The 23,087-nt window shown below is 63.8% G+C and carries 22 protein-coding genes; 2 read left to right on the top strand and 20 right to left on the bottom strand.

What is annotated here, in order from left to right; genetic code table 11:
- Nucleotides 1–35 precede the first annotated feature (35 nt).
- Nucleotides 36–1,589: a bifunctional diguanylate cyclase/phosphodiesterase gene (locus tag A9K66_RS14685; RefSeq protein WP_067324539.1), complete on the top strand. Its 1,554-nt coding sequence runs from the start codon at nt 36–38 to the stop codon at nt 1,587–1,589.
- A 69-nt stretch (nt 1,590–1,658) separates the two neighbouring features.
- Here A9K66_RS14685 and A9K66_RS14680 read toward each other — a convergent pair whose 3' ends face one another.
- The 10 genes from A9K66_RS14680 to rimP form a co-directional block, all read right to left on the bottom strand.
- On the bottom strand, nt 1,659–2,669 hold the full coding sequence (locus tag A9K66_RS14680) for a class I SAM-dependent methyltransferase (protein ID WP_067324538.1): 1,011 nt from the start codon (nt 2,667–2,669) through the stop codon (nt 1,659–1,661).
- 81 nt (nt 2,670–2,750) lie between these two features.
- Entirely contained in the window at nt 2,751–4,901 is a 2,151-nt protein-coding gene (gene pnp / locus A9K66_RS14675) for a polyribonucleotide nucleotidyltransferase (protein WP_066996362.1), read from the bottom strand.
- 380 nt (nt 4,902–5,281) lie between these two features.
- Nucleotides 5,282–5,593 (bottom strand): 30S ribosomal protein S15, encoded by a 312-nt coding sequence (gene rpsO / locus A9K66_RS14670; RefSeq protein ID WP_275955123.1) that lies wholly within the window; start codon nt 5,591–5,593, stop codon nt 5,282–5,284.
- 147 nt (nt 5,594–5,740) lie between these two features.
- Nucleotides 5,741–6,835 carry a magnesium/cobalt transporter CorA gene (gene corA / locus A9K66_RS14665; protein ID WP_067324768.1) on the bottom strand — a complete coding sequence of 365 codons (1,095 nt, stop codon included), beginning with the start codon at nt 6,833–6,835 and terminating at the stop codon, nt 5,741–5,743.
- A gap of 183 nt (nt 6,836–7,018) precedes the next feature.
- Nucleotides 7,019–7,981 (bottom strand): tRNA pseudouridine(55) synthase TruB, encoded by a 963-nt coding sequence (gene truB, locus A9K66_RS14660; RefSeq protein ID WP_067324537.1) that lies wholly within the window; start codon nt 7,979–7,981, stop codon nt 7,019–7,021.
- Nucleotides 7,982–8,401, bottom strand: coding sequence for a 30S ribosome-binding factor RbfA (rbfA, locus tag A9K66_RS14655; RefSeq protein WP_067324535.1), 420 nt, complete (start codon nt 8,399–8,401; stop codon nt 7,982–7,984).
- 127 nt (nt 8,402–8,528) lie between these two features.
- Complete coding sequence (gene infB, locus A9K66_RS14650; RefSeq protein ID WP_066996352.1) at nt 8,529–11,096, bottom strand: translation initiation factor IF-2; 2,568 nt, start codon at nt 11,094–11,096, stop codon at nt 8,529–8,531.
- Complete coding sequence (locus A9K66_RS14645; RefSeq protein ID WP_082953863.1) at nt 11,093–11,743, bottom strand: RNA-binding protein; 651 nt, start codon at nt 11,741–11,743, stop codon at nt 11,093–11,095. Before A9K66_RS14645 ends, infB begins: the two co-directional genes overlap by 4 nt.
- Before the next feature lie 32 nt (nt 11,744–11,775).
- Nucleotides 11,776–13,368 (bottom strand): transcription termination factor NusA, encoded by a 1,593-nt coding sequence (nusA, locus tag A9K66_RS14640; RefSeq protein WP_066996346.1) that lies wholly within the window; start codon nt 13,366–13,368, stop codon nt 11,776–11,778.
- Nucleotides 13,369–13,413: 45 nt separating this feature from the next.
- Nucleotides 13,414–14,049 carry a ribosome maturation factor RimP gene (rimP, locus tag A9K66_RS14635; RefSeq protein WP_067324531.1) on the bottom strand — a complete coding sequence of 212 codons (636 nt, stop codon included), beginning with the start codon at nt 14,047–14,049 and terminating at the stop codon, nt 13,414–13,416.
- Nucleotides 14,050–14,343: 294 nt separating this feature from the next.
- On the opposite strand from rimP, the gene A9K66_RS30755 reads away from it, so the two are divergent.
- Entirely contained in the window at nt 14,344–14,493 is a 150-nt protein-coding gene (locus A9K66_RS30755; protein ID WP_164750404.1) for a hypothetical protein, read from the top strand.
- Between the two features lie 101 nt (nt 14,494–14,594).
- Here the strand turns inward: A9K66_RS30755 and A9K66_RS14625 are convergent, their stop codons facing one another.
- From A9K66_RS14625 to A9K66_RS14580, 10 genes are all read right to left on the bottom strand, one after another.
- Nucleotides 14,595–15,104, bottom strand: coding sequence for a GNAT family N-acetyltransferase (locus A9K66_RS14625; protein ID WP_067324527.1), 510 nt, complete (start codon nt 15,102–15,104; stop codon nt 14,595–14,597).
- Nucleotides 15,105–15,107: 3 nt separating this feature from the next.
- Nucleotides 15,108–15,407 carry a DUF1778 domain-containing protein gene (locus A9K66_RS14620; RefSeq protein WP_067324525.1) on the bottom strand — a complete coding sequence of 100 codons (300 nt, stop codon included), beginning with the start codon at nt 15,405–15,407 and terminating at the stop codon, nt 15,108–15,110.
- Nucleotides 15,408–15,579: 172 nt separating this feature from the next.
- On the bottom strand, nt 15,580–16,281 hold the full coding sequence (locus A9K66_RS14615; protein WP_067324523.1) for a tRNA (guanosine(46)-N(7))-methyltransferase TrmB: 702 nt from the start codon (nt 16,279–16,281) through the stop codon (nt 15,580–15,582).
- 20 nt (nt 16,282–16,301) lie between these two features.
- Nucleotides 16,302–17,579 carry a methionine adenosyltransferase gene (gene metK, locus A9K66_RS14610; RefSeq protein ID WP_067324521.1) on the bottom strand — a complete coding sequence of 426 codons (1,278 nt, stop codon included), beginning with the start codon at nt 17,577–17,579 and terminating at the stop codon, nt 16,302–16,304.
- Nucleotides 17,580–17,746: 167 nt separating this feature from the next.
- On the bottom strand, nt 17,747–18,169 hold the full coding sequence (locus A9K66_RS14605) for a helix-turn-helix transcriptional regulator (protein ID WP_066996325.1): 423 nt from the start codon (nt 18,167–18,169) through the stop codon (nt 17,747–17,749).
- Between the two features lie 139 nt (nt 18,170–18,308).
- Nucleotides 18,309–19,898, bottom strand: a complete 1,590-nt coding sequence (gene lnt, locus A9K66_RS14600) for an apolipoprotein N-acyltransferase (RefSeq protein WP_067324519.1) — start codon at nt 19,896–19,898, stop codon at nt 18,309–18,311.
- A gap of 97 nt (nt 19,899–19,995) precedes the next feature.
- The gene (locus A9K66_RS14595; protein ID WP_067324517.1) at nt 19,996–20,466 is read right to left on the bottom strand and encodes a VOC family protein; all 471 of its coding nucleotides are present in this window, start codon (nt 20,464–20,466) and stop codon (nt 19,996–19,998) included.
- A 9-nt stretch (nt 20,467–20,475) separates the two neighbouring features.
- Nucleotides 20,476–21,552: a hemolysin family protein gene (locus A9K66_RS14590; RefSeq protein WP_067324766.1), complete on the bottom strand. Its 1,077-nt coding sequence runs from the start codon at nt 21,550–21,552 to the stop codon at nt 20,476–20,478.
- A gap of 27 nt (nt 21,553–21,579) precedes the next feature.
- Nucleotides 21,580–22,077, bottom strand: coding sequence for an rRNA maturation RNase YbeY (gene ybeY / locus A9K66_RS14585; RefSeq protein ID WP_066996319.1), 498 nt, complete (start codon nt 22,075–22,077; stop codon nt 21,580–21,582).
- A 10-nt stretch (nt 22,078–22,087) separates the two neighbouring features.
- Nucleotides 22,088–23,080, bottom strand: coding sequence for a PhoH family protein (locus A9K66_RS14580; protein ID WP_245299624.1), 993 nt, complete (start codon nt 23,078–23,080; stop codon nt 22,088–22,090).
- Nucleotides 23,081–23,087 lie beyond the last annotated feature (7 nt).

The raw sequence follows: 23,087 nt of genomic DNA, 5'->3' as shown, positions 1-23,087 counted from the left end.
ATCCGCTAAACGGCCCTGTAGTTCAGGGACCTTGCATGTCTGCAGTCAGCAACCCGAAGCGAACACCGCTGTTCCGGCTGATCACCATCGCCAGCTCGGCCATGGGCAGTTTTATCCTCGGACTCTGGGGGTTGCGCTTCGGCTTCGGCGACGGCCTGGCCGGCATGTCTGCCGGGACGATGGCGGCTATCATCGCCGCGCTCTGTGCCCTTTCCGCCGGCGGCGCCGCGATGTCCTTCTTCGCAGGCATCGATGAATCGGCCGAATACGTCTTCAAGGAAACCCATTTCGACAAGATGACCGGCCTGCTGACGCGCCAGGCGATCGTCGGAAAGGTCGCGGCGGCGGCAGCGGAAACGCTGGAGACCGGCGAACCGGTCTACTTGATCGATATCGACATCGACCGCTTCAAGCAGATCAACGATGCCATCGGCTACAGTCACGGCGACGAGCTGATCCGCGCCTTCACCAAAAGGCTGAAGGAGAGCATGCCGGAGGATGCGGTGATCGGACGGCTCGGCGCCGGCGAATTCGCCGTACTCTTGCCGGACCGCGAGATCCGGGGATATCTCGAACGGTTCCTCGAAACATTCATCAACCGCATGATGGAGCCCTACCAGCTCCAGACGCATCTGCAGTCGGTCAGCATGTCCGTCGGTATCGTGGCGATGCCGAAGGACGGCGTCGATCCAGTGCTCATCCTTCGCCGTTCGAACCTGGCGCTGCAGAATGCGCGCGCAAGCGGCATCGGCAACTGGTCGGTCTTCCACGCCGACATGGGCCGCGTTGCGGACCACCGGCAATGGATTGAATCGGAGCTGAAAACCGCCTTCGACCGCGGCGACTTCAGCCTCCACTACCAGCCGCAATTCGACCTGCAGGGCGGCCGTGTCGTCGGCTATGAAGCGCTGATCCGGTGGAAGCATCCGGAACGCGGCATGATCCCGCCGATGGAATTCATTCCGATCGCCGAGGAAACCGGCATGATCAACCCGATCGGCGAATGGGTGCTGCGCAAGGCTTGCAGCGACGCCCAGTACCTGCCGGAGGATTGCTTCGTCGCCGTCAACATCTCGCCGGTCCAGTTCATGACCAGGGACTTCGTCGGCATCGTGCGCCAGACCATGGCATCGACCGGCATCAAGCCGTCGCGGCTGGAACTCGAAGTCACCGAAACGGCGATGATGCAGGACCGCGACCGCGCGGCCGTCATCCTGCGGCAACTCGCCGAGATGGGCATCTCGGTCGCCGTCGACGATTTCGGCACCGGCTATTCCAACCTGAGCTATCTGATCGACTTCTCGTTCGGCAAGCTGAAGATCGACCGCTCCTTCGTCAGCCGCATCGATACCGATTCCAGCTCGGGCGCTGTCGTCTCGACCATCGTCGGGCTATCGCGGGCGCTCGGCGTCGGCATCATCGCCGAAGGCGTCGAGACCGAGAACCAGGCGACGCTGCTGAGAGCCGCCGGTTGCGAGGTCGTGCAGGGTTATCTGTTCGGCCGCCCCGCGCCGCTCGAGATCGAGCTCGGCGCGTTGCGCCCTGTTCATGCCAGGCGCGAGCCGGCACGCCTCGTCAGCCTGCAGTAGGGCGCTGCGCTCTTTCCTGGAGCGATCACGGGGACGGAAAACCGTCTCACGCTTTACCTGGAATTACTTTTAACGCCGCGCCGAAAACACCTTGAACATGCCATCGCGCGCGACCTCGGCGTGACTGGAGAAGGCTCCCGCCAGCACCTGTTCGTAGAGCAACTGCCGGTTCGCCACCATGAACAGGCGTCCGCCTGGTTTCAGTGCCTTCGACGCCGCACGGATCATGCCAGCGCCGATGCCCGGGTCGGCAGCCCTGCCGCTGTGGAAGGGCGGGTTCATGACGATCGCGTCGTAACCTCGCTCGACCGTTTCGGTCAGCAGATCGGTCCAGAAGAAGCGGGGCTCGACTGCGGTTGCGCGGATATTGACCTTTGCCGCCTCCAGGGCCTCGAAATCCGCTTCGTAGAGGTCGAGACCGGAAAGCCCTGTCGAGCGTTCCATCACTCCGGCCGCCAGATAGCCCCAGCCGGCACAGAAATCGGCGACATTGCCCGCAAGTTCCTGCGGCAGGCTGTCCAGCAGAAGCTTCGACCCTGCGTCGACCCGATCGAAGGAGAACATGCCGGGCGCGGTGCGGAAGCGGCCTTCGACGACCAGATCGGGATTGGCGGCGCGAAGCGCCCGGGCCGCATCCATGCCGGCCCGGCGGAACCAGAAGGCGACGCCGTGATGCTTCGGCAGGTGGGCTTCGAGCGGCGCCAGCGCGCCCACGCGCTTGCGCAGGCTATCGATGCCGTCTTCCTTGCCGCCGGCGACGACGATCAACCCGCCGGGCGCGACGCGCTCGATGGCTTCGGCGATGCGCAGCTCGTTCTGGCCGCGATGCCGGCCGGCCAGCACAAGGGCAGCATCGAAGGCCGAGCCTTCCGCCTGCGGCGTGACCGAATAGCCGGCTGCCTGCAGAGCACGAAAATGCGGCCGAAAACCTTGCACGAGATGCAGCGCCGCAGCGACGCCGCCGGGCAAACGGAAACCAGGCTCAGCGCCAAGAAACAGGATGCGGGCATCGCTTCGCGGCCAAGGCAGCGCTTCGGCCTCGAACGGATAGAACAGCGTCTTCAGCGGCTCAGCGGCCATTCACCTACCCTTGAAGGGCGCTTGAAATAGAAACGGGCGCGACCTTGCAGCGCGCCCGTTTCAATCATGCGGTCAGGCCAATCAGGCGGCGTCTTCCTCGCCTTCCGGCTTCTTCTTTTCCTGAACGATTTCCTTGCCGGTCGCCTGGTCGACGACCTTCATCGACAGGCGCACCTTGCCGCGCTCGTCGAAGCCCATCAGCTTGACCCAAACCTTGTCGCCTTCCTTGACGACGTCGGAGGTCTTGGCGACGCGCTCATTGGCGAGCTGCGAGATGTGGACGAGGCCGTCGCGCGGGCCGAAGAAGTTGACGAAGGCGCCGAAGTCGGCCGTCTTAACGACGGTACCTTCGTAGATCTCGCCGACTTCCGGCTCGGCGACGATGGTGTGGATCCACTTCTTCGCCGCCTCGATCTCCTTGGCGTTGGCCGACGCGATCTTGACCGTGCCGTCATCCTCGATATTGATCTTGGCGCCGGTCTTCTCGACGATCTCGCGGATCACCTTGCCGCCGGAGCCGATGACGTCGCGGATCTTGTCGGTCGGGATGTGCATGACCTCGATGCGCGGCGCAAATTCGCCGAGCTCGGCGCGCGAGGAAGATATGGCATGCGCCATCTCGCCCAGGATGTGCAGCCGGCCTTCCTTGGCTTGGCCGAGCGCGATGCCCATGATCTCCTCGGTGATGCCATCGATCTTGATGTCCATCTGCAGCGAGGTGACGCCGTTGGCGGTGCCGGCGACCTTGAAGTCCATGTCGCCGAGATGATCCTCGTCGCCAAGGATGTCGGAGAGCACCGCGAAGCGCTCGCCTTCCTTGATCAGGCCCATGGCGATGCCGGCCACGGGCTTGGCGATCGGCACGCCGGCATCCATCAGCGCCAGCGAGGTGCCGCAGACCGTCGCCATCGAGGACGAGCCGTTCGACTCGGTGATCTCCGAGACGACGCGCAGCGTGTACGGGAACTGGTCCGCCGAAGGCAGCATCGGGTGGATCGCGCGCCAGGCAAGCTTGCCGTGGCCGATCTCGCGGCGGCCCGGCGAGCCCATGCGGCCGGTTTCGCCAACCGAATAGGGCGGGAAGTTGTAGTGGAGGAGGAACTTCTCCTTGTACATGCCGGTCAGCGAATCGACGAACTGCTCATCCTCACCGGTGCCGAGCGTGGCGACAACCAGCGCCTGAGTCTCGCCGCGGGTGAACAGCGCCGAACCATGGGTACGCGGCAAGACGCCGACTTCGGCGACGATCTTGCGCACGGTCTTCAGGTCGCGGCCGTCGATGCGCGAGCCGGTGTCCAGGATGTTCCAGCGTACGACCTTGGCCTGGAGCTCCTTGAAGACGCTTGCGATCTGCTCGGAGGAGTATTTCGGATCCTCGCCTTCGGCCGGCGTGAACGCGGCCTTGACCTTCGCCTTGACGGCGTCGACGGCCGCGTAGCGGGACTGCTTCTCGATGATCTTGTAGGCGTCGCGAAGCTCGTCGCCGACAACCTTGAGCATCTCGCCTTCGAGCTGCGAATGGTCCGGCGCGGTGAAGTCGCGCGGATCCTTGGCGGCGACCTCGGCCAGCTTGATGATGGCGTCGATCACCGGCTGGAAGCTCTTGTGACCGAACACGACGGCGCCGAGCATGAGCTCCTCGCTGAGCTCCTTGGCCTCGGATTCGACCATCAGCACGGCGTCGGCGGTACCGGCGACGACGAGGTCGAGCTTCGATTCCTCCATCTCGTCGATATGCGGATTGAGCACATACTCGCCGTTGATGTAGCCGACGCGGGCGCCGCCGATCGGGCCCATGAAGGGCACGCCGGACAGCGTGAGCGCGGCCGAGGTAGCGACGATCGACAGGATGTCCGGATCGTTCTCGAGATCGTGCTGGACGACGGTGACGACGATCTGGGTGTCGTTCTTGTAGCCGTCAGCAAACAGCGGACGGATCGGGCGGTCGATCAGGCGGGAAACCAGCGTTTCCTTCTCGCTCGGACGGCCCTCGCGCTTGAAGTAGCCGCCCGGAATCTTGCCGGCGGCATAGGTCTTTTCCTGGTAGTTGACGGTGAGCGGGAAGAAATCGAGGCCGGGCTTCGGCTCCTTCATCGAAACGACGGTGGCGAGAACCACGGTCTCGCCGTAGGTGGCGAGCACCGCGCCGTCAGCCTGGCGAGCGATCTTGCCGGTTTCCAGGATGAGCGGACGGCCGCCCCATTCGATTTCCACTTTGTGTTGATTGAACATATCTTGTCCTTCATGTGCGGAAGGGCCGCGCCGTCTCAACGGTCGCGGAGCATCCCTTCCCTGGCTTCCTTCGGGCAGCCACGGGCAAGACAACGGGAAGCTCGACATGTGGCGATTGCCGAGCGAGCATCCTGCAATCCTGCCCCATGACCGTCCATGGGCGGTTCCGAACGGCCCTTTGCGCTTCCGGAACCGGTCTGGCCGACCGGTCGGCCGGCCTTTTGCGCACGACGCCGGAAACCCCTGTTTCCGAGACGCGCCATGCGCGAATGCGAATTTCGAGAGCGCGGCGCGCTCCACTCCAGCATCGGGCACCAGAGCGACCGGTCCGCCAATGCGCGACCGGCGGGCTCTCCGCAAAGAGCCCGCCGGTCAATTCGTCAGCGACGGAGACCGAGCTTGTCGATCAGCGTCTGATAGCGCGTGTCATCCTTGCGCTTGAGGTAATCAAGCAGGCTGCGGCGCTGGGAAACGAGAGCAAGCAAACCACGGCGGGAATGGTTATCCTTCTTGTGGTCCTTGAAGTGCTCCGTCAGGTTCTTGATGCGCTCGGAAAGGATGGCAACCTGGACTTCCGGGGACCCGGTATCGCCCTTCGCGGTCGCGAATTCGGCCATCAGTTCTTTTTTGCGATCGGCAGTAATCGACATCGTGTTTTTCCTTATCTGTTCGAGGAAACGGGACGCCCTCAGCCGGGATGTCGTCCAGCAGGGGCCGGTGCAAGCAGCGCGTCAGGGCGCGAAGCTGCCGCGCATATAGTGCAATTTCCCGCAAAACACCAGCCTAATTGTCAAGCCGGCTTGTCGCATGTCCTGCCGCAAAAACAGAGGGTTCTGCTGCTACAGCCACTTCTTCCATTTGAAGAAGGCGACGAGCCCGACAGCAACGACCAGCATGAACAAAAGTGCCGCCGGGTAGCCGTAGTAGGCCTTCAGCTCCGGCATGTTCCAGGGCGAGCTATCCGGGTCGAAGTTCATGCCCCAGACACCGACGAGGAAGGTGAGCGGCATGAAGATCACCGAGACGATGGTCAGATAGGAGATGACGTCGTTGGTGCGTGCCTGGGTCAGCGACAGATGCATTTCGATCAAGCCGGTCAGCATGTCGCGCTGGGTCTCGACCAGCTCGATCAGCCGCAGCGCATGGTCGAGCGTGTCGTTGAAGAATATCTTGGTCTCGGCCTTCACGAAGAGCACGTCGTTGCGGATCAGCGTCGCCAGCGCGTCGCGCATCGGCCACAGCACGCCCTTCAGCACATTGGCGTCGCGCCGCAATTCGTGCAACTGCCGCATCTGGTGCTTGTGGGGCGTGCTGAGCATCTGGTCTTCGATGCCGTCGACCAATTCGCTCACCGTCTCGATCGGCGGGAAATAGCTGTCGACGATGGCGTCGATCAGCGCATAGGCGAGATAGTCGGCGCCGCGCGAGCGCAGCCGGTTGGGCATGGGAGCCGCGATGCGCTTGCGCACTGGATCGAACGGGTCGCCCTCGCGCTCCTGAAAGGTGACGACGAAATTCTCGCCGAAGAACACCGCGATCTGCTCGTAGCGATGCGCGGCGACATCGTCGATCATGCGCATGACGACGAAGGCGTGGTCCTCGAAGAAATCCACCTTCGGCCGCTGGCCGGTGTTGACGACATCCTCGAGCGCCAGCGGATGGAGGTCGAAAATCCGGCCGATCTCTTCGATCAACGGGATGTTCGCGAGCCCCGTGCAATCAAGCCAGACGACCGGCCAGCGGTCGCAATGGGTGTTGAGCTCGTCGATGCTGGCATTGTCGATGGTTTTGTATTTCTCCGGCGAGATCAACGTCAGCCGAAGCTCGCTGCGCCGCGCCGCCGGATCGGCGATCAAGGTGCCGGGCGAAGCGCCGACCGGCGGCCGGCGGATTTTCAGCGGCGCCCGCTTTCCGACGGTCTCAGCCATTGCCACAATCCTCTGGGCCATAATCCTCTGGGCCATGATTCCTCTGGGCCATGATTCCTCTGGGCCATGAGCTCCCCTGGGGCGCGACGTCATAGCAGATCGCTGCTCTAACCGTCGGTTTTCATGCAATTCCGACGGGAACCGTTACACGTTTTCCTGGAACTGCGAGCCGAAACTAGCCGAGTGCCGTCAACCGGCAAAGACCCGCTTGGGCTTGAACATGCCCTGTTCTATGGCGCCGATGGCGACGAGCTTGCCGCGCGCCGTGGCACAGGCCTCCTCGGCCTCGACCGGCGCGTCGCGCCCTCGAATGATGACGGGATTGCCGAGGCGGATCTTGGTCGCGGCGTCGTCGCTGACGGCGACCTGCGGCAAGCAGTCAAGTGCTGCGGCGGTCTCGACCAGCAGCGCATCGATGGCGCCGAAATCGACCGACACCTCGGCTTCTTCGTCCGCATTCTCATCCGTCTTGCCGCCGAAGCGCGCCGCTTCGAGCTCGGCGACGGTGACGAAATCGTCCGCCGTGAACGGCTCGACCTCGACGCGGCGCAACTCGGAGATGTGGCCGAAGCAGCCCAGATCGCGACCCATGTCGCGCGCCAGCGAGCGCACATAGGTGCCCTTGCCGCACTCGACCTCGAAGACGGTTCTATCGACACCATGCTCGACGATGTCCAAACGGCCGATTTCGATCTCGCGGGCGGGAATGTCGACCGTCTCGCCGTCGCGGGCTAGATCGTAGGCGCGCTCGCCGGCAATCTTGACGGCAGAGAATTGCGGCGGCGTCTGCATGATGACGCCGGTGTATTTCGGCAGCAGCGCCCGCACCTCGGCCTCGGCCGGGCGGCGGTCCGAGCTGTTCGTCACCGGCCCTTCGAGGTCGTCGGTCGACCGCTCCTCGCCCCAGGCGACGGTGAAGCGGTAGACCTTGGCGCCATCCTGCACGTAAGGCACGGTCTTGGTCGCCTCGCCGAGCGCGATCGGCAGCATGCCGGAAGCCAACGGGTCGAGCGTGCCGGCATGGCCGGCCTTCTCCGCTTGGAACAGCCATTTGATCTTGGAGACGGCTTCGGTCGAGCCCATGCCGACCGGCTTGTCCAGCACCACCCAGCCGGAGACCGGCCGGCCCTTCTTCTTGCCGCGGCGCGCCACCTATTCCTCGTCCTTGTCGTTGTTTTTATTCTGGTGGTCGAGATCGCGCGCGACCTCGGGCGATTTCAGCAATTCGTTGATCCTGGCGAAATTGTCGAAAGACGTATCGAGCCGGAAGCGAAACTCGGGCATGTACTTCATCTGCCTGAGCGCGCCCGAGACGCGGCCGCGAATGAATTTCGCATGCCTGTTGAGCGCCCCGACCACGGCATCGGCGTCGCCGACACCAAGCGGAGAAACGAAAGCGGTGGCGATCTTGAGGTCGGGCGACATGCGTACTTCCGAGACCGAGACGACACTGTTCTCGATCACCGGGTCGATGATTTCGCCGCGCTGCAGGGTCTCGGATAGGGCGTGACGCACCTGCTCACCGACGCGCAGCATGCGCTGGGAGGGGCCTGATGTTGTCGAACGGGACATTTTTCTTCAGTCCTGAAATCGTGAAGCGCGGGATGGGACCGCGCCACATGTCTCAACTACGAAACAAGAATCTCGGGCGGCAGCCTTGCGGCCGCCGCCCGGTGAATTCCGGCAAGTATATCCGAAATTAGAGCGTCCGGCTCACCATCTCGACGCGGAAGCACTCGATGACGTCGCCGACGCGCATGTCCTCGTAGTTCTGGAAGGCCATGCCGCATTCCTGACCGCCCGGCACTTCCGAAACCTCGTCCTTGAAGCGCTTCAGCGTCTTCAGCGTGCCTTCGTGGACGACGACGTTGTCGCGGATCAGGCGCACGCCCGCGCCACGCTCGACCTTGCCTTCGGTGACGCGGCAGCCGGCGATCTTGCCGACCTTCGAGATGTCGAAGATCTCGAGGATCTCGGCATTGCCGATGAAGGTCTCGCGCCGCTCGGGCGAGAGCATGCCGGAAAGAGCTGCCTTAACGTCATCGACGAGGTTGTAGATGATCGAATAGTAGCGGATCTCGATGCCGGCAGCGGCAGCAGCCGTGCGCGCCTGCGCATTGGCGCGGACGTTGAAGCCGATGATCGCAGCGCCCGAGGTCTCGGCAAGCGAGACGTCGGTTTCTGTGATGCCGCCGGCACCCGAATGGACGATCCGTACCCTGACCTCGTCGTTGCCGAGCTTTTCGAGCGCAGCGTTGATCGCCTCGATCGAGCCCTGCACGTCGCCCTTGATGACCAGCGGAAACTCCTTCAGCCCGCTCGCTTGCAACTGCGACATCATCTGCTCGAGCGAGCCGCGCTGGCCGGCATGCTTGGCCACCGCCTTCTCGCGCGCCAGGCGCTGGCGATACTCGGTGATCTCACGCGCACGCGCCTCGTTGTTGACGACCGCGAAGCGGTCGCCTGCCTGCGGCGTGCCCTGGAGGCCGAGCACCTCGACCGGCATTGCCGGCGGCGCTTCCGGCACATGCTCGCCGCGATCGTTGACCAGCGCGCGGACACGGCCCCATTCGTTGCCGGCGACGATGATGTCGCCGGGCATCAGCGTGCCGGTCTGCACCAGCACGGTGGCGACCGGACCGCGGCCCTTGTCCAGCTGCGCCTCGATGACCGCGCCTTCGGCGGTGCGGTCGGGATTGGCCTTGAGGTCGAGGACTTCGGCTTGCAGCAGAATCGCTTCCAGCAGCTTGTCGAGATTGGTGCCCTTGGTCGCCGAAACCTCGACGTCCAGCACCTCACCGCCCATCGATTCCACGAACACTTCGTGGCGCAGCAGTTCAGTGCGCACCTTCTGCGGGTCGGCGTCGCGCTTGTCGATCTTGTTGATCGCCACGATGATCGGCACGCCGGCCGCCTTGGCGTGATTGATCGATTCGATCGTCTGGGGCATGACGCTGTCGTCGGCCGCCACCACCAGCACGGCGATGTCGGTCACCTGGGCGCCGCGAGCGCGCATCGCCGTGAAGGCGGCGTGGCCGGGCGTGTCGATGAAGGTGATCTTCTGACCGTTCTTCTCGATCTGGTAGGCGCCGATATGCTGGGTGATGCCGCCGGCCTCGCCTGAGACGACATTGGCGTTGCGGATGGCGTCGAGCAGCGAGGTCTTGCCGTGGTCGACATGGCCCATGATGGTCACCACGGGCGGACGCGACACCAGGTCTTCCGGGCGGTCGGCGATGTTGAACAGGCCTTCCTCGATGTCGGACTCGGCGACGCGGCGGACCGTATGGCCGAACTCGGAAGCGACCAGCTCGGCCGTATCGGCGTCGATGACGTCGCCCGGCTTCAAGATCTGGCCCTGCTTCATGAAGAACTTGACCACGTCCACGGCGCGCTCGGACATGCGCTGCGCCAGTTCCTGGATGGTGATGGTTTCGGGCAGGATCACTTCGCGCATGACTTTCTCGCGCGGCTCGTTGTGCATCGCGCGCTTGAATTTTTCCTGGCGGCGGCGCATCGACGACAGCGAGCGGCCGCGCGCATCTTCATCCGACAGCGCGGTGTTCAGCGTCAGCTTGCCGCGGCGACGGTCTTCCTCGCCCTTGGTCGGCTTGGCCGGCCGCGCGACTTCCGGCGTGACCAGACGGCGCACAGGCGCTCCGGCGCCGGCACCACCAGGGCGCCGCGGCTTGACCTCCTCTTCCTCGTCGGCCGTGGCCAGTTCGGCGGCTTGCGGGGCGCGGCGGCGCGCTTCTTCCTCGGCGCGGCGGCGGGACTCGGCCTCGGTTTGCAGACGTGCCTCTTCCTCGGCCTGACGGCGGGCGGACTCCTCACGCTCGCGCTTGCGGCGCTCTTCCTCCTCGGCGCGGCGCTTGGCCTCTTCCTGGGCGCGCTGACGATCCTCGATCTCACGTGCCTTGGAGCCTTCGAGCGCCCTGCGGCGCGCTTCCATCTCGCCGCGCGACAATTCGTTCAGCACCATGCCGGAGCGTTCCGGCTGCGGCGGCGCCTTCGGCGCTTCCGGCACGGCAGGCGCGGGTGCCGCGGCTGCGGGCTTCGGGGTGAAGACGGACGGCGCCACCGGCTCCGGCTTGTCGCCGGGCAGCGAGAACTTGCGCTTCTTGGTCTCGACCACGACCGACTTGGTGCGTCCGTGCGAGAAATTCTGGCGCACGGTGCCCTGCTCGAGGCCAGGGCGCTTCAGCGTCAAGGTCTTCTTCGGCGTAACGCTCAACGTCTTGTCGTCGCCCGATTTCGTATCGCTCATTCCATATCCTCTGCGGCATCCTCATCGTCAGCAACGGCCGCAAGCATTGCCAAATCGTCCGGGGTTCCGCCCCGATAACGGTCGAGCGCAACCATGCGCTTCTCAACCGCCTTACCCGCATCCTGCGCGAGGACGGCAGCATGTATCACATTTGTACCCCCCAATGCCAAGCTCAACTCGGCTTCGGGGAAAAGTTTGTAGGCCGGTGTAGCGGGGCCGCCGAGATGAACGGTTGCCCGCCGCGCCTGACTGATCTTGCGCACACCATCGTCCGAGGCTTCCCTCGCGTGCAGCACGAAGAGCGCCTGCCCGTCGCGCACGGCAGCCTCTACCTTGGCGGCGCCCAGTACGACCGCTCCGGCCTTGCGAGCAAGACCCAACATGCCCAGGGCGGATCTGGAAAGCAGCCCGTCGACCATGTCGCCGAGTTCGGCTGGAACGGTGACCTGCGCCTTGAAGGCGCGGGCAAACAGGTTCTTCGCCGCTGCCTTGTCGATATGTAGGCGATCGGCGGTGACCCAGCAACCGCGGCCGGGCAGATTTCGCTTGATGTCCGGAACGACGGCCGAATCCGGGCCGACGACGAAGCGGATCAGTTCATCCGCTTCGGCCTGCCTGCGCCTGACGATGCAAGTGCGATCGTTCATCTCGTCCACGGGTTTTGCGATTGGTGGTCACCTCACGCACCGACGGTTTCACCGGCCGCTTCCTCAGCGGCCAGTTCTTCCTCGGAAATCCAGCCGGCCTTCTTGCGAGCGGTCAGCACCATCTGCTCGGCATCGGCGCGCGAGACGCCGTGATCGGCGAGCACACCGGGATAGACCTTGGTCTCACCGTCCTTCCGTTCCTTCCAGCCGATCAGGTCGTCGGCGGCATAGCCGGCGAAGTCCTCGATCGTCTTCACGCCGTCCTCGCCGAGGGTCACCATCATGGCCGTGGTGATGCCCGGGATCTCGCGCAGCTCGTCCTCGACGCCGAGCGCCTTGCGCTTCTCGTCGTGCTCGGCCTCGATCTTCTCCAGATATTCGCGGGCGCGCGACTGGATTTCCGAAGCGGTGTCCTCGTCGAAGCCGTCGATCGAGGAGATTTCGCCAGAATCGACATAGGCGACTTCCTCGACGCTGGTAAAGCCTTCCGAGGCAAGCACCTGGCCGACCATCTCGTCGACATCGAGGGCTTCCATGAAGAGGGCCGAACGCTCGACGAATTCCTTCTGGCGGCGCTCGCTCTCTTCCTGCTCGGTCAGGATGTCGATGTCCCAGCCGGTGAGCTGCGAGGCAAGACGAACATTCTGGCCGCGGCGGCCGATGGCCAGCGACAGCTGGTCGTCCGGCACGACCACCTCGATGCGCTCGGCATCCTCGTCGAGCACCACCTTGGCGACTTCCGCCGGCTGCAGCGCATTAACGATGAAGGAAGCGGCCGAAGGCGACCACGGAATGATGTCGATCTTCTCGCCCTGCAATTCGCCGACCACCGCCTGGACGCGGCTGCCGCGCATGCCGACGCAGGCGCCGACCGGATCGATGGAGGAATCCCGCGAGATGACGGCGATCTTGGCGCGCGAGCCCGGATCGCGGGCGACCGACTTGATCTCGATGATGCCGTCGTAGATTTCCGGTACTTCCATGGTGAAGAGCTTGGCCATGAACTGCGGATGCGTGCGCGACAGGAAGATTTGCGGGCCGCGCTGCTCGCGGCGCACGTCGTAGACATAGGCGCGGACGCGGTCGCCATATTTGTAGTTCTCGCGCGGGATCAGCTCGTCGCGCCGGATGATCGCCTCGCCGCGGCCGAGGTCGACGATGACGTTGCCATATTCGACGCGTTTGACGGTGCCGTTGACGATCTCGCCGATGCGGTCCTTGTACTCGTCATACTGACGATCGCGCTCGGCCTCGCGCACCTTCTGGACGATGACCTGCTTGGCCGACTGCGCGGCGATGCGGCCGAAATCCATCGGCGGCAGCTGTTCGGCGATGAAGTCGCCGAGTTGGGCGTCGGGATTGCGCTCGCGCGCCGTGGAAAGGGCGATCTGCGTCGCGTAATCCTCGACCTTCTCGACCACTTCCATCAGCCGCTGCAGCTTCATCTCGCCCGTATTGGGATTGATGTCGGCACGGATATTGGTTTCCTGCCCATAACGCGAACGCGCCGCTTTCTGGATCGCATCGGCCATCGCCGCGATGACGATCTGCTTATCGATCGACTTTTCACGCGCGACCGCATCGGCGATCTGCAGCAGTTCGAGCCTGTTGGCGCTTACAACCATTGTCTTTCTCCCGACTTCGCTCCGGGCATCGGCCCTGAAGCTCGATCAACTTTCCTGTTCGGTTTCGCTTTCTTCGCCGGCGACTGCATCTTCTTCCGCTTCGCCTCGGCGTTTTTTTGCTTCCTTGCGGGCCCTGTTGTCCTTCGACAGGGCCTCGCGAATAAGATCGTCGGTCAGCACCAGACGCGCCTCGGCAATCGCGTCATAGGGCACGCGCACCGTCGGCTCTTCGCCATAGGCCGCCTTGTCGCGCTCCAGCAAGATGCCGTCGGAGTCCGCCTCGGCGATCTTGCCTTTGAAGCGCTTGCGGTCGCCGATGAGGACCGACGTCTCCATCTTGACCAGATGGCCGGTCCAGGTGGTGAAATCCGATTTGCGCACCAGCGGCCGGTCGATGCCCGGCGACGAGACTTCGAGATGATACGCCTTTTCGATCGGATCTTCGACATCGAGCGCGGGCGAAACCGCGCGGCTGACCTCTTCGCAATCCTCGACGGTCATGGTGCCGTCGTCGCGCTCGGCCATGATTTGCAGCGTCAGCCCGTTCTGGCCGGTCAGTTGCACCCGCACGAGGCGGAAGCCGATGGCCTTCAGCACCGGCTGTATGATCAGCGCAATGCGCGCATCGATACCGCTTTCGCGGATGATACGGTCGTCGGCCTCGCTTGCCGCTGCGGTCATAAGTTTCCTGTCGCCTTGTCGCTCCGGCCGGCAGGTAACAAAAAAGAGCGGGACCGGGTGGACCCACTCTTCGTCATACCGACCAAGAATTTGAGGCTGATATAAACGATCCCGTCCGGCGTTTCAAGCCTGACGATGCATCGGAAGCCCGACGGTAGCAGCGTTGCGTGCCGAGCATGGCAGCCATGCGCCGGCGCCTCTGTAACCTTCGCCTGCCGACAACCATCTATGTTGCGGTGCAGAAAGAAAGGTCGGGCGCACTGGCGCGCGAAGGTATTTGTCATGGACCGTGGATTGTTTTTTGTGATTGGCGATTTTCTTGGCACGTTCGGCAGCGCGGCTGCCGCATCGCGGGCCGTCGAGGCGAACCGCAAGCCGCGCCGCAGCGACCTGAAGAAACTCGGCATCGACCCGGCCGCTTTCGACAAGCTCGGCCGCTTTTAGGCCGCCCACGGAAGAAACGGACAATAGCTGAGTTCGAGCTTAAGCCTCGAGGCGCAGAATTCGTTGGCGGTCGCGGCTTCTTCGCGAGGCAGCCCTCGCCCCTACTTCTGGGCTTCTACGAGCGACGCTGCGATTGCAGCAATCGAACGGAACAAGACAAGCGGATCGTCCTTCGTCGGCAGAAATCCCCGTCTTTGCCAGAATTGCGCCGCCTCCCCGTCGATTGCATCGACCATGAGCGCACGTCCTCCAATCAGATCTGCAGCCTGAACGCAGCGCTGGAGCGCGTGCTTCAGCAAGCCAGTGCCGACACCGCGCCCAGCCCATTCTGTATCGGTCGCAAGCTGGCCAAGGAGAAGACAGGGCACCGGATCGGGCGGTTGCCCTGTGCGAATCGACCGGGGCAAGATCGACGGCACCACAGCCGTCGGCGCCAAGCCATAATATCCGACCACTCGGCCGGCCTTGTGGACAACGAGAACGGCCGTGAAGCCTTTCTCCTGATTGGAGAGCGCGCGCGTTTTCAGCCAGTGATCAAGTGTAGGTTTCCCGCAGGAAAACCCGGAAACGTCGTGAGCTGCGCCAAGCGGTTCGGGAGCCGATAAGGCCACGGCCTAGCGCTTTGCTGCGTAACCGGCTTCCCAGGGCGCGGGCCGCTTTGCCAATTCCACCATGTCGGGAACCGGAGCGACCGGGGCTGACAGAACCTCGATAAACTCCGCGAAGCCTTCCGGGCTCATGCGGATAAGGCGGCTGTCCATCAACACATCTTCGGCCGCGCGCACGGCAGCATCGCGCACGAAATCCGTGCGGGACCGGCCGCGGAGAGCGGCGGCACGATCAATGATCGCCACGTCCGCCTCCGGCAGGCGCATCGAGATCGGATATTCCTTACGTTCCACCGTGGCGGCCATAGTTAATCTCCCTGCCGTTAATATGGCAGCATGTAGCGCGAACTGCAATACATCAACCGTCCAAGCCGGCCGCAAGCCGAGTTCTCTGCGACCGGAAGACCGCTTTGGCAAGCGGTCCCCCCGCTGCTGAGCGGCTGGTTACCGGTTCCTGGGAAGTTAGTGCTCGGTCGGCCTACTTCCGGATGAAGGTCAGATAGGCGGGCCGTCTTCCCTCGCGAAGGGCCTTGGCCTCGTAGCGGGTGCCGGGCCAGCACTGATAGGGCGTGTGCCAGTCGGCAGCCTCGTTTGCCTGCCAGGCGAAACTGCCATTGGCGCGGCAGGCGAGCAGCGTCCAGTTCACATAGCTGTCGATATCGGAGGCGACGCGGAATCTCCCGCCCGGCTTCAGCACCCGGGCGAACCGGTCGAGATTGGCGGGGCTGACAAAGCGCCGCTTCCAGTGCTTCTTCTTCGGCCACGGATCGGGATAGAGCAGGTCGATGCCGTCGAGCGAGGCTGGCGGCAGCCAGTCGAGCAGACGCGTGGCGTCGTCGTCATAGACTTTCAGATTGGCGAGCGGGCGCTTGTCGAGCGCCGTCATCATCTTGGCCATGCCGTTGACGAAGGGCTCGACGCCGATGAAACCGGTCGCCGGAGCCTCCGTCGCGCGATGCAGAAGATGTTCGCCGCCGCCGAAGCCGATCTCGAGCCGACAGGCTGAAATCTGCGCCTTGAACAGCGTTCCAAGGTCCGCGGGTGCCTCCGCCGTCAGGTCGAGGCGATAGGCGCGCAAGCCACGTTCAAGCGCCTCGGCCTGCTGCGGACGAATGGTCTTGCCGTGCCGGCGGCCGAAAAAACCTTCGGTCGCGCGGCTTGGCCTGTCGGTCGGCTCCATGAACAGGTCTGGCGACGCCGTCAGGCGGCAATCGCATCGGCAACCGCGTCCTTGAGCGCCTTGGCAAGGTCCGTCTTCTCCCAGGAGAAGGAACCGTCCCGGCCGGCCTTGCGGCCGAAATGGCCATAGGACGAGGTTTTCGCGTAGATCGGCTTGTTGAGGCCGAGATGACGGCGGATGCCGGAAGGCGAGAGGTCCATCACCTTGCGCAGCGCCTCCTCGAGCCTGGCCTCGTCGACTCTGCCGGTGCCGTGCAGGTCAACATAGACCGACAGGGGCTGGGCGACGCCGATGGCGTAGGAAAGCTGGATGGTGCAGCGGTCGGCGAGCTTGGCCGCTACCACGTTCTTGGCGAGATAGCGCGCCGCATAAGCCGCCGAACGGTCGACCTTCGTGGTATCCTTGCCGGAGAAGGCGCCGCCGCCATGGGGCGCAGCACCGCCATAGGTATCGACGATGATCTTGCGGCCGGTCAGGCCGGCATCGCCGTCTGGCCCGCCGATCACGAACTTGCCGGTCGGGTTGATGTACCAGTTGCAGTCGTCGGCGACCTTGAGTTCGCCAAGCGCCTCGCGGACGTATGGCTCGACGACATTGCGGACCTTCTTGGAATCCCAGCTCGAGTCGAGGTGCTGGGTGGAAAGCACGATCTGCGTCACTTCCGCCGCCTTGCCGTTGGCATAGCGCACGGTGACCTGGCTCTTGGCGTCCGGGCCGAGCTTGGCGGCCTCGCCGTTGCCTTCGTGGCGCGCGGCGGCAAGCAATTCGAGGATCTTGTGGCTGTAGTAGATTGGTGCCGGCATCAGGTCCGGCGTCTCGCGGCAGGCATAGCCAAACATGATGCCCTGGTCGCCCGCGCCTTCCTCGCCCTGGCGGTCGGCGGCATTGTCGACGCCCTGGCCAATGTCCGGCGACTGGCCGTGCAGCAGCACCTCGATCTTGGCCGTCCTCCAGTGGAAGCCAGCCTGCTCGTAGCCGATCTCACGGATGGCCTTGCGGGCGACCGATTTGAACTTGGTCGGATTGACGACTGGGTGGCCCGCCGCATCCTTGAGGATGTTGCCTTCCTTGTCCTTCTTCAGCAGCGTCTCGGGAACCCTGACCTCGCCGGCGATGACGACGCGGTTGGTGGTGGCCAGCGTCTCGCAGGCAACGCGCACCTTCCACGGGTCCATGCCCGTCTTCCTGGCCTCGCGATAGACGAGATCGACGATCTCGTCGGAGATACGGTCACAGACTTTGTCGGGATGGCCTTCGGAGACGGATTCCGAGGTGAAGAGATAGTTCTGCCGCGTCACGGGTGTCCCCTCTTGAAAAGGATCGGCAAGGCTGCCGATTTTGGCGCGCCACGTGTTAGCGGTGCCGGGCGCCGCTCGTCAAGCGGCGCGACAGATCTGGCATGACTATCGGCACAATCAACTTGTGCCACCGGCGGCAGGGCACCGCCGGCGACATGAGCCTGGATTCACTCGGCGTCGTCCGGCGAAAGGGACTTCACAAGATCGATAATCCGGCGCCGCACCTTGACGTCGGGAATCTTGACGAAGGCACGATTGAGCTGAAGCCCTTCCGGGCTGCCGCAGAATTCGATCGCGAAAGTCATCGAGGCATCCTCGGCAAATCCCCGGTTGCCGGCGACGGCCTCCTGACCCGGGGCGTCCTCGAAGAAGAAGGCGACAGGGACGCTCAGGATGGAGGCGATTGCCTGCAGGCGGCTGGCGCCGACCCTGTTGGTCCCCTTTTCGTACTTCTGTATCTGCTGAAACGTGATGCCGAGATTTTCACCCAGCTTTTCCTGGCTCATTCCAAGCATATTGCGACGCAGCCGAATACGACTGCCGACATGAATGTCGATCGGATTCGGCTTCTTCTTGTTCTCTTCTGTCATTTTTTCCTCGCCGAATTTTTCCGGCTTTTTCTATTTTTGCCGCCCAAACGAAACCGGAGCCACCTGCCCCAACAGACCCCTCCAACCGACTTCGAGAAAATTTTAGGCGTTACAGTATGAGTTTCTAATGTGCCGACTGTCAATTCACCCGTAGCCGCTGCCTTACATTCAATGTGAGGGCCGCGAGGGCAAACAGCAACATGATCAGCAATCCGTTAATTCGCCGCTGATCGGCGGTTAGCAGGGCGCGCCCGGAAACCGGCACATGGGCGTCGATGGCGCCGCGCGCATCGACCGCCAGGGCATCGACGATGCGCCCACGCGAATCGACAACGGTGGAGATGCCGTTGTTGGCCGCACGCAACAAAGGCACTCCATTCTCCACCGCACGAATCTGCGCCTGCCTGAAGTGCTGGTAGGGGCCTGGCGTGTCGCCAAACCAGGCGTCGTTGGTGACGTTCACAATAAGCTCGGATGACGCTGCATCGATTGCAACGAGGTCAGGAAAGATGACCTCGTAACAGATGAACGGAACGGCGCGCAGGCCGTTCGGCACCGCGATCGGATGGCGTTCGTTGCCGGCGGCGAAATTCATCGGTCCGGCAACGAGCTGACCTATGCCGAAACGCTCGAACAGGCCGGCAAAAGGCAGATATTCGCCGAACGGCACCAGATGCACCTTGTCGACAGCATCGACGATCTCGCCCTTGTCGTTGATCGCCACCACGGAGTTGTAATAACGGCTGCCGGCATTGCCTGCGCCACCCTCCTCGCGCACCACGCCGGCAATCAGCATCTGGCCGTCGCCCAGCATATCCCCCAAGGCCGTCAGCGCGTCCGGACGCTCCGTGAACAGGAACGGCACGGACGTTTCCGGCCACAGGATCAGTTGCGGCTTGGCATGGCCTTGCTCCGGTGCCTTCGCCGAAATCCCCATCAGCGTGGCGAAGATGCGGTCGCGCACCGAGGCATCCCATTTCTCGGTGAGGTCGACGGCGGGCTGAACGATGCGCACGTCGATCGAGCGGGTGGCCGGCGGGGCTGGGACGGCAAGCCTGAAATAGCCGAAGCCGACGTGAGCGGCAACGAGAGCGACGAACAAGGCCAAGCCCAGCCTGAGATGCCGGCGCGCCGCGACAAGCGCCGGCAGGGAAAAGACAAAAACGGCGAGCGCGTTCATGCCGATCATGCCCGTCACCGACACGCTTTGCATCAGGAGGGGCACCGGCATTGCGGCATAGCCGACGGCATTCCAGGGAAAGCCGGTGAACAGGAAATCGCGCAGCCATTCCGCAAGGCCGAAGCCGAAGGCAAGTGCGGCGATGCGGCCGATATCACTGCTCCAGCAAAGCCGCGCCACGAGCGTCGCAAAACCATAGAAGAAGGCGAGCCCAAAGGGGATGCCGACGACGGCGAAGGGCAGCGCCCAGGCGAAGCTGTCGGCCTCGACAAGAAGGGCCTGGCCGATCCACCAGAGGCCGGCGAGGAAATAGCCGAAGCCGAACCACCATCCGATGGCGAAAGCCGGGCGAAGGCGACGCAGCCAGCCGTCGGAGGCTTCACCGGTGGCGCCGTCGAGCAGCCAGACAAGCACCGGAAACGAGACGAAACAGACGGCGAAGAAATCGTAAGGCGCCTGGGCGAGAACCGCGAGCGCTCCCGCGACAAACGCTACCAGCGACCGCCGCCACCCCCACAGCAGAATTATCCGGCCGGCAAAGCGCTGCATTCAACTTTCCAAGTCGCGCGAATCAGGCAGCCAGAGATTTAACAGGCCGAGCCGGATGCTCCAAACACGAGTAAGCGCAACCAAATTCACGGTCGCGCTAACGGTGCCACCCTTCAATGCTGAGGCCGCTCAGTCGCTCGGCCTCCTCTTTGGGCACAATGCGCACGGTCTGTGTGAAGGTCCAGACATGGCCTTCTGGATCGCGGGCTCGATATTGCCGTTCGCCGTAGAAGCGATCGATGGGCTCCTCAACGATTTCTGCCCCCGCGGCGCGCGCTTTCTCGCAATGGGCGCCGAGGTCTTCCCTCAATCGGATATAAACCGACTGCGTGTTCTTGCCGCCGACAGAGGCGGGGCTGGCAATATGCGCGGCCCATTCGCCATCGACGATGATATAGGCGTCGCCGAACCGCATTTCGGCATGAACAAGTCGCCCGTCGCTGTCGCTCGCCAGCATGCTCGGCTCGAAGCCGAACGCCGCCTGAAGCCAGGCCAAAGCCGCGCGGGGATCTTGATAGAAGACGCCGGAGCCGAGGACAGCGTGCTTGAACGGGTCGTCGATCGGCATGAGCGAATATCAGGCCTGCTCGGTGCGCGCCGCGCGGCGGCGCTGCCGTTCGCCCTTCGGGCTCTGCACGATGCGCACCCGCTTGACGCGGCGCGGATCGGCGTCGAGCACGTGGAATTCGAAGCCCGGTATGGCCTGCACCACTTCGCCACGGGCCGGAACCCGGCCGAGCGTGTTGAAGATCATGCCGCCGATGGTGTCGACATATTCGCCGTGCTCGCCGGCGGCGAAATCCTCGCCGATCATCTTGGCGACCTCGTCGATCTCGGCCTTGCCGTCGACCACGAACACGCCCTCTCCGATCCGGGTGATCATCGGCTCGTCGTCGTCGTGCTCGTCCTCGATGTCGCCGACCACCATCTCGACGATGTCTTCCAGCGAGGCGAGGCCGTCGGTGCCGCCATATTCGTCGATGACCAGCGCCATCTGGGTCCGCGTCGTCTGCATGCGCCCCATCAGGTCGGAAGCAAGCATCGATGGCGGCACGAACAGCACCGGACGGATCAGGTCGAGATCGCCGATGGTGCGGGCGAGATCGACCTGGGCCAGATCGAGGATGGTCGGCGCCTGGGTCTTCCTGTTCGCCCGGCCCTTCTTGACGCGGGCGACCTTGGTAATGTGGGCAAGAACGTCGCGTATGTGGACCATGCCGCGCGGATCGTCGAGCGTTTCGGAATAGACCGGCATGCGGGAATGACCGGACTGTTCGAAGAGGCCAAGCAGATCGCCAAGCGAGGTGGTGATCTCGACCGCCTCGATATCGGCACGCGGCACCATGACGTCCTCGACGCGCACTTCGCGCAGCCGCAGGATGTTGTTGAGCATCGCACGTTCGCCGGGCGAGAAGGATTCGGCATCGGTGGCCGTCTCGGCCAGCGCGTCGGCGATCTCCTCGCGCAGGTTGGTGCCGTTGCGGTGCCTGAACAGGCCTAGCACGCGATCGAAGAGAGAAGGACCGGCATGCGGAGGCTCGGCGGCCACGCTGCCGGTCGGAATACTCGGACTGGAGCCCTCTTCCGATTTTTCGGAAGGCTTGGCCGCACTGCCGGCGTCCGGACGGGCGGCAGTTTCTGGTTTATCGTTCATCGCCATCAGGTCAATTGGTCTTTTTTGTTACGCGTAGGGATCGGGAATGGCAAGCCTCGCAAGCGCCGCGCGCTCGATCGCTTCCATCTCCTCGGCCTCGGCGTCGGTCTCGTGATCATGGCCCAGAAGATGCAGCAGGCCATGGATGACGAGATGGGTGATATGGTTCGCCAGCGGCTTGTCTTCCAGTGCGGCCTCACGCGCAACGGTCTCGGAAGCAAGCACGATGTCGCCCAACATCGGCGGCAGCTCGGCGCCTTTCGGAACGGAAAAAGCTGGGAAAGACAGCACGTTGGTCGGCTTGTCCTTGCCGCGCCATTCGGCGTTGAGAGTGCGGATATGGGCGTCGTCGGAAAAAACGACGCTGAGCTCCGAAGCGCCGCTCGCGCCGGTTTCGGCAAAGGCGGCAGCGACGGCCTGATCGACCAGGTGCGCCAGCTCGGCCTCAGGGGGCCAGTCGCCGGCCTCGACGAAAATATCGATGTCGACCGGCGTCTTGCCGCTGGATCCCGGATTTTCAGCCATGGGGCTTGGATCAGCTCTCGGCGCCGAGGCCCCTGGCGAACTTGCCGTCCCGGTCATAGGCCTTGACGATCTCGGCAACCAGTGGATGGCGCACGACATCGCCCTCGTTGAAGCGGACCGTGACTATGCCCGGCACGCCGTCGAGGATGCGCAGCGCCTCGACCAGGCCCGACTTGGTGTTGGGCGGCAGGTCGATCTGGGTCGGATCGCCGGTGACGATCATGCGCGAGTTCTCGCCGAGACGGGTGAGGAACATCTTCATCTGCATCGGCGTGGTGTTCTGCGCCTCGTCGAGGATCACCGCGGCATGCGCCAGCGTGCGGCCGCGCATGAAGGCTAAAGGCGCGATCTCGATGACCTCGGCGGCGATCGCCCGCTCGACCTTGTCGGCCGGCATCATGTCGTATAGCGCGTCGTAGAGGGGCCGCAGATAGGGGTCGACCTTCTCCTTCATGTCGCCGGGCAGGAAGCCGAGCCGCTCGCCGGCTTCGACCGCCGGGCGCGACAGCACGATGCGCTCGACCATGCCGCGCTCGAGCAGCATCGCCGCATGGGCCACCGCCAGATAGGTCTTGCCGGTGCCGGCCGGGCCGATGCCGAAGACCATTTCGGAGCGCTCCAGCGCGCGCATATAGGCGTCCTGGTTGAGCGAGCGGGCATAGATCGTGCGCTTGCGCGTGGCGATCTGGGCGGCCGAAACCTTGCCCTTGCGCTCCATGGTGGGCAGCGTCAGCTGGTCGTCGGCGGCGATCGCCATGCGCACGGCGCCGTCGACGTCGGACTGGCCGATATCGACGCCCTTCTGCAGAATGCCGTAGAGCGTGTCGAGCGCGCGGCGCGCCTGCTCGGCGGCCGAAGCCGTGCCCTTGATCGCAAGCTGGTTACCGCGCGAACGGATGTCGACGCCGAGCTTCTGCTCGAGACGGGCCAGATTCTCGTCGAACTGGCCGTATAGGGCGCTGGCAAGCTTGTTGTTGTCGAAGGTCAGTACGATGTGCGCCATGTCGGAG

Source organism: Mesorhizobium sp. AA23 (assembly GCF_001672435.1).
GTDB lineage: Bacteria > Pseudomonadota > Alphaproteobacteria > Rhizobiales > Rhizobiaceae > Mesorhizobium.
Note: the sequence above shows the minus strand (reverse complement) of the source record. Positions and strands in the feature narration are given on the sequence as shown.